Raw genomic sequence first — 12,958 nt, 5'->3', positions numbered from 1 at the left:
TAGCGCAGACAGAGGGCAGTGATGATTCGGGCAATACGCGCATTTTTCGCGGTTGTCGCAGTGGCTGTTGTGGCAAGCTGCGGCGGCGGGGACAGCACTCAATCCAGAAAGACCTATCAGGGTCCGCCCATCACGCAGGTCGTGGTGAAGAAGGGCGAGCGCAAGATGTATCTCGTCAGCGGCCGGGAAGTGATCAAGAGCTATGAGATCAAGCTCGGCAATCAGCCGGTCGGCCGCAAACAATTCGAAGGCGACGGCCGCACGCCCGAGGGCATGTATTTCATCGACCGTTTCAACCCGCGCAGCCGCTATCACCTGTCGGTCGGCATCTCCTACCCATCCGCGCAGGACGTGACCCAGGCGGCGGCCAGGGGGCTGCGGCCGGGCGGCGACATCTTCATCCACGGCCTCGGCCCCGAGGGGCGGCAGCTGGTCCGGCAGCGCAACGATTGGACCGCCGGCTGCATCGCCGTCACCGACGAGGAGATCGAGGAGATCTTCACCATGCTGCGCCCGGGCGTGCCGATTTTCCTCTATCCCTAGGCGCCACCGGCAGCGCCTGTCACAAGGGCCCTGCGCATCGTCGCGGGGCTTTTGATCGCCGGGACGGCGCAGGCCGGCCGCCTGCCCGTCGCGCCTGCCATGTCATGCCCTGCCATGCCGGCCCGGGCCGGGCCGAATCGCCATCAGCCCGGCAGGGCCAGCCGGTCCAGCGCCGCCGCGTGCAGTGCGGGCGAGGCGCTGGCCAGGATGGCCCCGCGGGACCGCAGCGTCAGCGGCCGACCCCGCCAGTCGGAAATGACGCCGCCCGCCTCCTGCACGACCGGGCACAGGGCGCAGATGTCGTAAGCGTCCAGGTCGTCGCCGTTCAGGCAAAGATCCACCAGCCCGCGGGCCAGCGCGCCATAGGCGGCCGCGCCGCCGTCGAACACCCTGACCCGCCCGGCCGAGCGCAACCGGCGGTATCCGGCCGCGCTGCCGGGCGCGGTGAAACTGTCGGGATTCGCCAGGCTGACGACGGCCCTGTCCAGCGCGCGCTGCCCGCTGCTGCGGACAAGGCGGCTGCCGAAGCGCGTCCCGCGCCCCTCGGCCGCCACATAGCGGGCGCCCGGCGCCGGCAGGTCGATAAGACCCAGAATCGGCACTCCGTCGCGGCAGACGCCGATCAGCGAGGCGAAGTTCAGCAATCCCGCCGCGAACTGGCGGGTGCCGTCGATCGGATCAAGCACCCAGGTAAAGGCGCTGCTGCCGGCATCGGCGCCGTATTCCTCGCCCAGGATGCCGTGCGAGGGAAACTGCCGCCGGATGCACTCGCGCCACATCGACTCGATGGACAGGTCGGCCTCGGTCAGCGAGGTGCCGTCTGGCTTGTAGCGGACCGCAAGCGCACCGCGCCATGCCTGGGCGGAGATGTCCGCAGCCGCCGCGGCCAGGGCCAGCGCCGCGGCCAGGATTCGGTCGATCTCGCTCATCCCGACCTCCTGCCACGCAGCCGCCGGCCGAGGGCCCGTCTGCCGATGAAAGGCGGAAAGGCGCGGCCCGGTCCGGCCGCGCCGTCCGGTCAGATTCCGGCGCCGGGGGCGGCAAAGCCCCCGGCCATGGTCGTCGGCGTGGCGGTCGCGCCGCCGGTGATCAGCACCCACCAGATCTTGCCCGAGGGTTCCTGGTACCAGCCGACGCCCAGCTCGGTCGCGCGCGGGTCCATGACCACGTCGCGGGTGTCGCGGGTCTGCATCCAGGCGTTCAGCGTCGCGATCTCGTTCTCGTAGGTCTCGGAGATGTTCTCGCCGATCAGGTGGCCCATGTAGCCGTTGCGGCGGATGCGATCCAGCGGCGAGGAGCCGTCCGAGCCGAAATGCCAGGCGCGGTTCTGCGCCGCCATGTCGCGGGCATGGGCCTTGGCGGCCGCGTCCAGCATCGGGTTCTGCACCATGGGGGCGGCGGCGACATTGGCGCGCAGCGCATTGATCTGGCCCAGGATGCGGCCGGGGATCTGCGCCTCTTCCCGCGGGGTGATCTTGTAGGCGACCGGCAGCGGCTGGCCGTCGGGGCCGAGTTGCGTCTGCTGCGGCTGCTGGCAGGCGGCAAGCGCCAGCACCGAAACAAGCGCCAGGGTAGAGAGTTTCAGCATCATGTCCTGTCCCGAGAGGATATTTTGCGCCAGCCATACAAAAGGCAGCGCCTCGCTTCAAACGCAAGATTGCGTGAGGGCCACAGGCTGCGACTCTGTTGCGACAATGACGCTTGTTTGAATTGCAAGGGTCCGGGCCGGGGCGTAAATCCATGTCGTAACGCCATTCTTCGCAAATTCGGGCAGAGAAGACCGCCGCGAGCGGTCCGCCACATATCAGGAGCGACACATGATCACGCCGAAAAATCCGGTCTCGCGCCGGAAATTTCTGACCGCCTCGGCGGCGATGGGCGCGGCGGCGGGGCTGGCGGCCCCGGCCCTGGCCCAGGCCATCGACCCCTATACCGGCCAGCCGCTGCAGGGCGCGGCCGGCGGCGCCACCCCGGACGCGGGCATGGTGCAATATGACGCGGCCCAGGATTCGCGCCGCAACATCTCCAGCTTCCGCATGCAGGACTGGCAGCCCTATTTCAGCACCCTGACCAATGGCGCCATCCTGGTCGACCTGACCTCGCGCGCGCTGCATTACTGGTCCGAGGACCAGACCGTCTACAAGCTGTTCCCGACCTCGGTTCCGGTCAGCGCCGACCTGACCCGCACCGGCCGCACCGAGATCATCAAGAAGGTCAAGGGTCCGAGCTGGGCGCCCACCCCCGAGATGAAGAAGCGCAACCCGGAATGGCCGGATTTCGTGCCGCCGGGGCCGGACAACCCGCTGGGCACCCATGCGCTGTGGCTGAGCTGGCAGTATTACCGCATCCACGGCACGCATGACACGCGCAAGATCGGCCGCAAGTCCTCGAACGGCTGCATCGGCCTTTACAACGAACATATCAAGCAGCTTTACGACCTGACCAAGATCGGCACCCAGGTGCTGCTGATCTGACCCGCAGGCAGCGCGAAAAGGGGCCGGCAGGGCCCTTTTTCATGGCGGCGCGGACCGGCGCCGTTCAGCCCCCCGGACGGCTGGGCGGCCTTGCGCAGCAGGCGCAGGACCTGACGCTCCTCGGGGCCGAGCCCGGTATCGCGGGCGGTGCCGTCCTTGCCCAGCCGGAGCTTCAGCCCGCCCGCCAGATAGGCCTCGATGATCTGTGGGTGGACATAGCATCTGCGGCAGATGGCCGGGGTGTTGCCCAGCCGGGCGGCGACGTTGGCGATGGCCTCGCGCAGGTTGCGTTTGGCCTCGGCCTCGCTCTCGAAGGGATCGCAGCGTGCCAGCGCCTCGGCGGCCAGGACCGTTCCGGTCCAGGTGCGGAAATCCTTGGCCGTCACCTCGCGCCCGGCGATGCCGCGCAGGTAGTCGTTCACCTCGCCCGAGGTGATCCTGCGGCATTCGCCCGCCTCGTCGAGATACTGGAACAGCGGCTGGCCCGGCAGATCCTGCATCTTGCGCACGATGCGGGCGACGCGGCGGTCGCGGATGCCCAGATCCCAGGTCTTGCCCCCCTTGCCCCGGAAACGGAAGCGGACCTTGCCGCCGTCGATCCGGGCATGGCGGTTCTGCAGCGTGGTCAGCCCGTGCGAACGGTTCTCGCGCGCGTAGCTGGCATTGCCGACCCGGATCATCGTGGTTTCAAGCAGATGCACGACGGTCGCCAGAACCTTGTCGGGCGGCATCCCGGGCCGCGCCATGTCGACATCGACGCGGGCGCGGATCTTCGGCAGGCAGGCGGCAAACTCCAGCAGGTGATCGAACTTGGCACGGTCGCGGAAGGCGCGGAAGCGCGGGTGATAAAGATATTGCTTGCGGCCGCGCGCATCGCGCCCGGTGGCCTGCACATGGCCGCGCGGATCGGCGCAGATCCAGACCTCGGACCAGGCAGGCGGGATCGCCAGCGCCCGGATGCGGCGCCGCACGGCGGCGTCGCGGATCGTCCGGCCCCGCGCGTCGCGATAGGAAAACCCGGTGCCGCAGCGCCGGCGGGAGATTCCGGGCGCATCGTCGCCGGCATGGATCAGCCCCGCGGTTTCCGCGGCGTCCTGGGCGTGGGCGATGGGCGAATCCTCGGGCATGGCGACCGGAAAGCACGCGGCAACAAGGCGCAACGCGTTCCGGATCCGCCCGGTTGCGCGCCCGGCGGCAACCGGGTCAGGAAACCGGATCGTGATGCAGACGAGGGGGAAAAGCGGCCAGGATGCCGGCCGCCCCGACGCGCCGGATCAGACCGGGATCTGCCGCAGGATCAGGAACAGAATCGCCGACAGCAGCGCCGCGGCGGGGACGGTGACCACCCAGGCGGCGCCGATGGTCAGCACATGCAGCCGGCGCACCAGCTTGCGGCGGCGGCGCTCGTCGGCGGGGATCTCCTCGGTCTTCGGCAGCGTCATGCGGGCCCGTTTCAGCCGCCGCTCGGCGTCCCATTCGCGAAAGAAGCCCACGCCGAAGATCGCGCCCACCGCGATATGGGTCGAGCTGACCGGCAGCCCCAGCCAGCTGGCCAGGATGACGGTGATCGCCGCCGACAGGGCCACGCAATAGGCCCGCATCGGGTTCAGCTTGGTGATCTCGCTGCCGACCATGCGGATCAGCTTGGGCCCGAACAGGCTGAGGCCGAAGGAGATGCCGAAGGCCCCGATCAGCATCACCCACAGGGGAATGGTCACGGCCCCCTCGAAATTGCCGGTCTGCGCGGTCTGCACGATGGCCGCCAGCGGGCCGACGGCATTGGCGACGTCATTCGCGCCATGGGCAAAGCTCAGCAGCGCCGCCGAGGCGACCAGCGGAATCCCGAACAGCACCTTCAGCGACTTGTTGCGGTTCTCCAGCCCCTTGGACTGGCGGCGGGTGACCGGGATCATCACCAGCCAGCAGCCCAGCCCGATCATCAGGCCCAGCAGCAGCGCCGAGCCCATCGAGACCGCGATCAGCTGTTTCAGCCCCTTCATCACCAGATAGGCGGCAAAGGTGCCGGCCATGATCCCGACCAGCACCGGCACCCAGGTCCGGGCGGCGGCGATCTTGTCGTCGCGATAGATGATCCGGCTTTTGATGAACCACAGGAAGCCGGCCGCCACCACGCCGCCCATCACCGGCGAGATGACCCAGCTTGCGGCGATGGCGAACATCTGGTCCCAGCTGACCGCACCGAAACCGGCACCCGCCATGCCTGCGCCCATCACCCCGCCGACCACGGCATGGGTGGTCGAGACCGGCGCCCCGATCCATGTCGCCAGGTTCACCCACAGGGCCGAGGCCAGCAGCGCCGCCATCATCGCCCAGATGAAGATCGCGGGCGTGTCCAGCGCCTCGGGCGCGACGATGCCCTTGGCCACGGTCGAGACCACGTCGGCCCCAGCGATCAGCGCGCCGGCGCTTTCGAAGATCGCCGCGATGATGATGGCGCCGCCCATGCTGAGCGCATTCGCCCCCACCGCCGGACCCATATTGTTGGCGACATCGTTGGCGCCGATGTTCAGCGCCATGTAGGCGCCGAACACCGCGGCGGCGACGACGATCGGCATCTCGCCGTGCTGGCCCAGCAGCATCGCCGCGGCAAGCCCGGCCAGGATGATGAAGACGAAACCGATGCTCGGCGCCACCAGGGGCCGCGAGACATAGACCGCGGCCGCCTCGAGATTGGCGAAGCGGCCCAGGTCGCGGTCCAGCGTGTCGAGATGTCGGGGCTCGAGATCCTTGTTAGACATGTTCCGCCTTTCTGTTCCCGCGGGTGCTAGGAGGGAATCGGTGGCATATCAAGATGCATCCGACGCCCGGCGCACCGCGCCGCCCCGCACCGCCTGCGGGACCGGTCAGCCCGGCTCTGCCCGCAAGCCCTTGACCAGCGCGAAGCAGGCCCCCAGCAGCACGATCGCAAAGGGAAAGCCGGTCGAGACGGCCATGGCCTGCAGCGCCGCAAGCCCGCCGCCCAACAGCAGCGCGATGGCGACCAGCCCCTCGAAGGTGGCCCAGAACACCCGCTGCGGCACCGGCGCGTTCACCTTGCCGCCGGCGCTGATCGTGTCGATCACCAGCGAGCCGGAATCCGACGAGGTGACGAAGAACACGATCACCAGCACGATGCCGATCAGCGAGGTGATGCCGGTCAGCGGCAGATGCGCCAGCATCTCGAACAGTTGCAGTTCCAGCGCCGCGTCCTGGACCGAGCGCAGGCTCTGGTCCACGACCTGGCTGATCGCCGTGCCGCCCAGCGCGGTCATCCAGATGGTCGAGACCAGCGACGGGATCAGCAGCACCGCGATCAGGAACTCGCGCACCGTGCGGCCGCGGCTGACACGGGCGATGAACATGCCGACAAAGGGCGACCAGCTGATCCACCAGGCCCAGTAAAAGGCGGTCCAGCCCTGGCGGAAATTGTCGTCGTCGCGCCCCAGCGGGTTCGACAGCGCCGGCAGATATTCCACATAGGCCAGCAGGTTCTTGAAAAAGCCGGTGGCGATCTGGGTGGTGGGGCCGACCAGCACGATGAAGACCAGCAGCAGCAGCGCCAGCGCCATGTTCGCCTCGGACAGCAGCTTCACACCCTTGTCCATGCCAGCCACCACCGATGCGGTGGCGATGCCGGTGATGAAGATGATCAGGAAGATCATTGCCCCGGTGGTCGCGGGCAGGCCGAACAGGAAGTTCAGCCCGGCGCTGGCCTGCTGCGCCCCGATGCCCAGCGAGGTGGAAAGCCCGAAGATCGTCGCAAAGACCGCCAGAATGTCGATCACATGGCCCGGCCAGCCCCAGACCCGTTCCCCGAAGATCGGATAGAAGACCGAGCGCAGCGTCAGCGGCAGGCCCTTGTTGAAGGCGAAAAGCGCCAGCGACAGCGCCACGATCGCATAGATCGACCAGGGATGCAGCGCCCAGTGGAAGATCGTCGCCGCCATCGCCAGCCGCCGCGCACCTTCGGCATCGCCCGGCACGCCTTGCAGCGGCGCCCAGTCGGTGCGGATGCCGTCCGGCCCGACGGTCGGGCCGTCGAAGGCGGCGGTGTAGTTCCCCAGCGGCTCGGACACGCCATAGAACATCAGGCCGATGCCCATGCCGGCGGCAAACAGCATCGAGAACCACGAGAGATAGCTGTAATCGGGCACCGCCTGCGGACCGCCCAGCCGGATGCGGCCCAGCGGCAGCACGATCAGCACCAGGCACAGCAGCACGAAGACATTGCCGACGATCAGGAAGAACCAGTCGAGATTGGCGGTCAGGAAATCGCGCAGCCCGGAAAAGAACGGGTCCAGCGTGTTCTGGAACATCAGGGTCAGCAGGGTGAAGGCGACGACCCCGAGCGCCGAGATGCTGAAAACGACGTTGTGGATATCCAGCTCGAACACGAAGCGTCGGCGATAATTGATGTTGTCCTGGCCGATCTCGTAGGCGGTGTCGATGATCTGCGTCGGGCCCTCGGGCGCCGGAACTGCTTCGGGGGTGATCGGGTCGATCGGAACCTGCGTCATTTCTGCCAAAAGGTCTTTTCCCTGATTGTGCGATCTGGTCCAGCACGCCCTGGGCGCGCAACGGAAATAGACGGCCCGAGGACAAAAACCTGCAAAAAGGCCGCAACCAACCCGGCGTTTTTACCGGAACAAGCGCAAAAACGCAACGCGGGCGGCGGAACCGGCTGTCTGGCGTGGTGTGGCGGCATGACGTAGCGGCAACCGCACGCGCGCCGCTGCCCGGGTTGTCGTCAGCGGCGGGCTTGGGCTAACCTTTGCCCAGAGGATCCGGGAAACAGGGATAGGTACATGAAACTCAAGACTTTGCTTGCGGCTTTTGCCATTGCCGCCTCTTTCGGCCAGGCCGCTGCGGCGCAGGAAATGTCGTTTTTCCGCATCGGCACCGGCGGCACGGCGGGCACCTATTATCCGATCGGCGGGCTGATCGCCAACGCCATCTCCAGCCCGCCCGGCTCGCGCGCCTGCGAGGACGGCGGTTCGTGCGGGGTGCCGGGGCTGGTGGCGACGGCGGTGGCCTCGAACGGCTCGGTCGGCAATGTGAACGCCATCAACGGCGGCGCGATGGAGGCCGGCTTCAGCCAGTCCGACGTCGCCTATTGGGCGCAGACCGGCACCGGGCTGTGGGAAGGCCAGCCGGCGGTCGAGAAGCTGCGGCTGATCGCCAATCTCTATCCCGAAAGCATCCATCTGGTCGCCCGGGCCGATGCGGGCATCGCCTCGGTCGCCGATCTCAAGGGCAAGCGGGTGTCGCTGGACGAGCCGGGCTCGGGCACGCTGGTCGATGCCAAGATCATCCTGGAGGCCTTCGGCATGTCGGAAGCCGACGTGACGGTGGAATATCTCAAGCCCGACCAGGCGGCGGACCGGATGCGCGATGGCGCCATGGACGCCTTCTTCTTCGTCGGCGGCTATCCGGCCGGCGCCATCGCCGAGCTGGCCAGCCAGCATGACGTGGTGCTGGTGCCGATCACCGGCCCCGAGGTCGACAAGCTGCGCGAGACCTATACCTTCTTCGCCGCCGACACCGTTCCGGCCGGCACCTATGAAGGGCAGGCTGCCGATGTCTCCACGATCTCGGTCGGGGCGCAGCTGGTGACCAATGCCGACCAGCCCGAGGAGCTGATCTATGGCATCACCAAGGCGCTTTACAACGAGAACACCCAGAAGCTGTTCGCCGCCGGCCATGCCAAGGGCAAGCTGATCACGCTGGACAGCGCCACCCAGGGCGCCGGCATCCCCTTCCATCCGGGCGCCGAGCGTTTCTACAAGGAAGCCGGCAAGCTCGAGTGAGCATGGCCGCAGGCTGACGAAAGGACGCGGCCGGCCCCCGGTCCGCGTCCTTTGCCCTTGAACCGAACGGCAGGACCCCCCATGACCGAGACAACCCGCCCGCTTTCCGAGGATGAGCTTCGCGCCCTGGAGGAAGAATACGATCCCGAGGCGCGATTCCGCACCGTGACGCGGCCGATCGCCATCCTGTCCGGGATCATCCTGTTCCTGCTGTCGTGCTATCACTTCTACACCGCCGGCTTCGGCATCCCGCGCGCCACCACGCATCGCGGGCTGCACATGGGCGTGTCGCTGTTCATCATCTTCCTGAGCTTCTCGGCCCTGGCGCGCAACCGCCACAAGACCGACGGCTTCGCCATTCTCGGCGTGCCGGTGACGGACTGGGTGCTGGCCATCGGCGGCGCGGTCAGCGCCTTCTACGTGCCCTGGATCTATGACCAGTTGCAGTTCCGCGTCGGCAACCCGCTGGCCATCGACATCGTCATGGGCACGGTGCTGCTGCTGGTGCTGATGGAGGCGGTGCGCCGCTCGATGGGCTGGCCGCTGCCGGTCATCGCCGGGCTGTTCATCGCCTATGCCTATTTCGGCAAGTCGATGCCCGGCATCCTGGTCCATCCCGGCGCCGACTGGTCCACCATCGTCAACCACCTTTACCTGACCTCGCAGGGCATCTACGGCACCGCGCTTGGCGTCATCGCCACCTATGTCTTTCATTTCGTGCTGTTCGGGGTGATGGCGCAGAAGATCGGCCTGGGCCAGCTGTTCATCGACCTGGCCACGGCGCTGGCCGGGCGCTTCGCCGGCGGGCCGGCCAAGGTCTCGGTGATCTCCTCGGCCATGCTGGGCACCATCTCGGGCTCGTCGATCGCCAATACCGTGACCACCGGCGCGCTGACCATCCCGGCGATGATCAAGATCGGCTTCAAGCGCCATTTCGCCGCCGCGGTCGAGGCGGCGTCCTCGACCGGCGGGCAGATCACCCCGCCGGTGATGGGCGCGGTCGCCTTCCTGATGGTCGAATATCTGGGCATCCCGCTGCGCACCATCCTGATCGCGGCGGTGGTCCCGGCCTTCATGCATTTCTTCGGCGTGCTGGTTCAGGTGCATCTGGAAGCCAAGCGCCTGGGCATCCGCGGCCTGCGCCAGGAAGAGCTGCCCAAGGCCTGGAAAGTCCTGCGCGAGGGCTGGCTGTCGGTCTTGCCGCTGGTGCTGCTGGTCTGGATGCTGATGTCGGGCCGCACACCCTTCCTGTCGGCCTTCTGGGCCATCACCGCCTGCATGGTCGTCTATCTGATCCAGCGGGTCATGGCGGCGGGCGCCGTCGAGGGCATCAGGGAAACCGCCACCGGCATCTATGAAGGCTTCGTCGCCGGCGCCCGCCAATCCCTGGCGGTGACGGCGGCGGCGGCGCTGGTCGGCGTGGTGATCGGCATCGTCACCCTGACCGGCGTCGGCTTCAAGATCGCCTTCATGGTGACCTCGGTGGCGGCAAACTGGGCCGCCTCGCTGCACGGGCTGCTGGCCGTGCTGCCCTTCGAGCTGTTCAGCATCGAGACCCTGACGCTGCTTTTCACCCTGCTGATGACGGCGGTGGTCTGCGTGCTGATGGGCTGCGGCGTGCCGACGACGGCAAACTACATCATCATGGTCGCGGTGGCGGCGCCGGTGCTGGGCATGATGAATGTCGAGCCGCTGGTGGCGCATTTCTTCGTGTTCTATTTCGGCGTGCTGGCCGACGTGACGCCGCCGGTGGCGCTGGCCGCCTATGCCGGGGCCGGGATCGCCGGGGCCAACGGCTTCAAGGCCGGCAACACCGCCTTCCGGCTGTCGATGGGCAAGGCGATGGTGCCCTTCGTCTTCGTCTTCTCGCCCTCGCTGCTGCTGGTGACGCAGGCCTTCACCCTGCCCGACTTCCTGCTGGCCTTTACCGGCGCGGTGCTGGGCATCGTGGCGCTGTCGGCGGCGATCACCAACTGGCTGCTGGGGCCGCTGCTGACCATCGAGCGGCTGCTGCTGCCCGTGGCGGCGCTGATGATGATCGCGCCCGAGCTGGTCTCGACCGTGATCGGCGCAGCGATCCTGGGCCTGGTGCTGCTGCGGCAGTATCTGGCCGGCCGGTCGGGACCAAGGCCCGAGCCGGCCACCTGAATGACGGCGCGGGCCTCGGCCGGACGGCCGGGGCCCGGCACCCTGTCCTCAAAGCAGGCCGGGCTCGCCCGCGGCGGCAATGCGGATCGGACAGCCAAGCCCGGTCAGCCGCTGCTGCGCCACCTCCTGGAAGCCGGCCGCCGCCTCGCGCAGCCAGTCGAGAAACAGCCGCACGATGCGCCGGTTGAGGTGCCGGTCGGGGCAGACCGCCCAACAGGCCGGAAACTCCACCGCGGCGAAATCGGTCGACAGCGGCACCAGCGCGCCGCTTTGCAGTTCGTCCAGCGCCAGCGTCACCGATTCCAGCACGATGCCCATGCCGTCCAGCGCCAGCTGGATCGCCATGGACGAGCGGTCGAAGCGCAGCGGCGCCTGCTGGTCCGGCGCCTCGATGCCGTGGACCGCCAGCCAGACATCCCATTGATACAGCGCCTTGACCGAATGGATCAGCCGCGCCTGGGCCAGCTGGCGCACCGGATCGGCCTCTGCCGCGGCCAGCATGTCGCGATAGGCCGGGCTGCACATCGGCAGCACATAGTCGCGGATCACGCATTCCGCATGCAGCCCGGCCCAGTTGCCCGAGCCGTAGCGCAGGTCCAGGTCCATGATCTCGGTCTCGAAATCCGAGAAATCGGGCGAGGCATCGACCCGCACGCCCCATTCCGGGTTCAGTTCCAGGAAATGCTTCAGCCGGGGCGTCAGCCAGCGCACCGCGAAGCTGGGGCTGGAGCGCAGGTTCAGCTGCCGGCTGTCGCGCTGGCGCAGCACCGCCGAGCGCGCGCCGCGGATCATGCGAAAGGCGGCGGTGGTGGTCTGGAACAGCATCTCGCCGTCCAGGGTCAGCGTCAGCCGGCGGTCCTGGCGGCGAAACAGCCGCACGCCCCATTGCTCTTCCAGCTGCTTGAGCTGCTGGCTGACCGCGGCGGTGGACACGCCCAGTTCGGCGGCGGCCAGCGTCACCCGGCCGGTGCGCGCCACGGCTTCGAAATAGGCAAGCGAGTTCAGGTTCGGATTGAGCGGCATGGTTCCTCTTGCCCCCAGAGGACAGCCAGAGGCGGCGCCCGTCAAGGCGCCGCGCCGCGAAACCCGGCCACGGCTCAGCCGATGCCGTTCAGCCGCCGATAGGCGGCGATGACCTGGCTGTCATCGGCAAGCCCGTGGCCGGCGCCGCTTTCGGCCAGGAACATCTGATGCGCCGCGGCGGTCAGCGGCAGGCCCATGGCCGCGCCCCGGCCCGCCGACAGGGCGATGCCCAGATCCTTGACGAAGATGTCGACGGCGCTGGTCACCTCGGGGTTCCGGCGCAACATGCGCGGCCCGCGATCCTTCAGCATCCAGCTTGATGCCGCCGAGCCCGAGACGATCTCCAGCAGGGTGGCGCCGTCGATGCCGGTCTTTTCGCCCAGGGCCAGCGCCTCGGCGGCGGCGGCCAGATGCACGCCGCAAAGCAGCTGGTTGATCGCCTTGACCATGGCGCCCTGCCCCGGTTCGGGCCCGCAATGGTAAAGCCTGTCGCCCATGGCGCGCAGCACCGGCGCCACTGCCTGATAGCTGGCGGCGGGCGCGCCGACCATGATGGTCAGCGTCCCCGCCCGCGCGCCCACCACCCCGCCCGAGACCGGGCAGTCGATCAGCTCGCGCCCGGCCGCCGCCACCTCGCGCGCCAGGGCGGCGACGTCCTGCGGCGGGCAGGTCGCCATCAGGCAGATGCGCGCCGCGGGCGGCAACGCCGCCAGGCCGCCGGCCTGGAACAGCACCGCCCGCGCCTGGTCGATATTCACCACCATCAGCACCAGCAGCGCCGCATCCGCGCAGGCGGCGGCCAGATCGGCCGGGCGCTGCCCCCCGGCGCCGGCCAGCGCCTCGACCGCGGCCGGCCGGGTGTCGAACCCCGCGACCGCGTGGCCGGCCCGCAGCAGGTTCTCGGCCATCGGCAGGCCCATCGAGCCAAGGCCGACGAAGGCGATCTTCCGTTCCTTCTGCATG

At 68.3% G+C, this 12,958-nt stretch carries 11 protein-coding genes; 4 read left to right on the top strand and 7 right to left on the bottom strand.

Going from position 1 to position 12,958, the window contains the following annotated elements:
• Positions 1-21: 21 nt before the first annotated feature.
• The gene (locus tag ACFOMP_RS15350; protein ID WP_289894758.1) at positions 22-543 is read left to right on the top strand and encodes a L,D-transpeptidase family protein; all 522 of its coding nucleotides are present in this window, start codon (positions 22-24) and stop codon (positions 541-543) included.
• Positions 544-686: 143 nt separating this feature from the next.
• Here the strand turns inward: ACFOMP_RS15350 and ACFOMP_RS15345 are convergent, their stop codons facing one another.
• Positions 687-1,472 carry an inositol monophosphatase family protein gene (locus ACFOMP_RS15345; protein ID WP_379032044.1) on the bottom strand — a complete coding sequence of 262 codons (786 nt, stop codon included), beginning with the start codon at positions 1,470-1,472 and terminating at the stop codon, positions 687-689.
• Positions 1,473-1,561: 89 nt separating this feature from the next.
• Positions 1,562-2,131 (bottom strand): CAP domain-containing protein, encoded by a 570-nt coding sequence (locus tag ACFOMP_RS15340; protein ID WP_289894756.1) that lies wholly within the window; start codon positions 2,129-2,131, stop codon positions 1,562-1,564.
• 229 nt (positions 2,132-2,360) lie between these two features.
• On the opposite strand from ACFOMP_RS15340, the gene ACFOMP_RS15335 reads away from it, so the two are divergent.
• On the top strand, positions 2,361-3,017 hold the full coding sequence (locus ACFOMP_RS15335) for a L,D-transpeptidase (protein ID WP_289894755.1): 657 nt from the start codon (positions 2,361-2,363) through the stop codon (positions 3,015-3,017).
• On the opposite strand, the gene ACFOMP_RS15330 is transcribed toward ACFOMP_RS15335, so the two are convergent.
• The 3 genes from ACFOMP_RS15330 to ACFOMP_RS15320 all read right to left on the bottom strand — a co-directional run bounded on the left by ACFOMP_RS15330 (position 2,975) and on the right by ACFOMP_RS15320 (position 7,534).
• A complete protein-coding gene (locus ACFOMP_RS15330; protein ID WP_379032040.1) occupies positions 2,975-4,177 on the bottom strand; it encodes a DNA topoisomerase IB in 1,203 nt (400 codons plus the stop codon). The two genes, ACFOMP_RS15335 and ACFOMP_RS15330, sit on opposite strands and share 43 nt — an antisense overlap.
• Before the next feature lie 114 nt (positions 4,178-4,291).
• A complete protein-coding gene (locus tag ACFOMP_RS15325) occupies positions 4,292-5,776 on the bottom strand; it encodes an inorganic phosphate transporter (RefSeq protein ID WP_289894753.1) in 1,485 nt (494 codons plus the stop codon).
• A gap of 105 nt (positions 5,777-5,881) precedes the next feature.
• A complete protein-coding gene (locus ACFOMP_RS15320; RefSeq protein WP_379032037.1) occupies positions 5,882-7,534 on the bottom strand; it encodes a BCCT family transporter in 1,653 nt (550 codons plus the stop codon).
• 288 nt (positions 7,535-7,822) lie between these two features.
• Between ACFOMP_RS15320 and ACFOMP_RS15315 the strand changes: the two genes are divergently transcribed.
• Together ACFOMP_RS15315 and ACFOMP_RS15310 are read left to right on the top strand one after the other, a co-directional pair.
• Positions 7,823-8,824 (top strand): TAXI family TRAP transporter solute-binding subunit, encoded by a 1,002-nt coding sequence (locus ACFOMP_RS15315; RefSeq protein ID WP_379032034.1) that lies wholly within the window; start codon positions 7,823-7,825, stop codon positions 8,822-8,824.
• An 81-nt stretch (positions 8,825-8,905) separates the two neighbouring features.
• Positions 8,906-10,972 (top strand): TRAP transporter permease, encoded by a 2,067-nt coding sequence (locus ACFOMP_RS15310; RefSeq protein WP_379032031.1) that lies wholly within the window; start codon positions 8,906-8,908, stop codon positions 10,970-10,972.
• Between the two features lie 48 nt (positions 10,973-11,020).
• On the opposite strand, the gene ACFOMP_RS15305 is transcribed toward ACFOMP_RS15310, so the two are convergent.
• Positions 11,021-11,995, bottom strand: coding sequence for a LysR substrate-binding domain-containing protein (locus tag ACFOMP_RS15305; RefSeq protein WP_379032028.1), 975 nt, complete (start codon positions 11,993-11,995; stop codon positions 11,021-11,023).
• Between the two features lie 74 nt (positions 11,996-12,069).
• A complete protein-coding gene (locus ACFOMP_RS15300) occupies positions 12,070-12,957 on the bottom strand; it encodes an NAD(P)-dependent oxidoreductase (protein ID WP_289894748.1) in 888 nt (295 codons plus the stop codon).
• Position 12,958: the final 1 nt, after the last annotated feature.

The sequence above is a fragment of the Paracoccus simplex genome (assembly GCF_042648325.1).
Classification (GTDB): domain Bacteria; phylum Pseudomonadota; class Alphaproteobacteria; order Rhodobacterales; family Rhodobacteraceae; genus Paracoccus; species Paracoccus simplex.
This window is presented reverse-complemented; position numbering and strand designations above follow the sequence as displayed.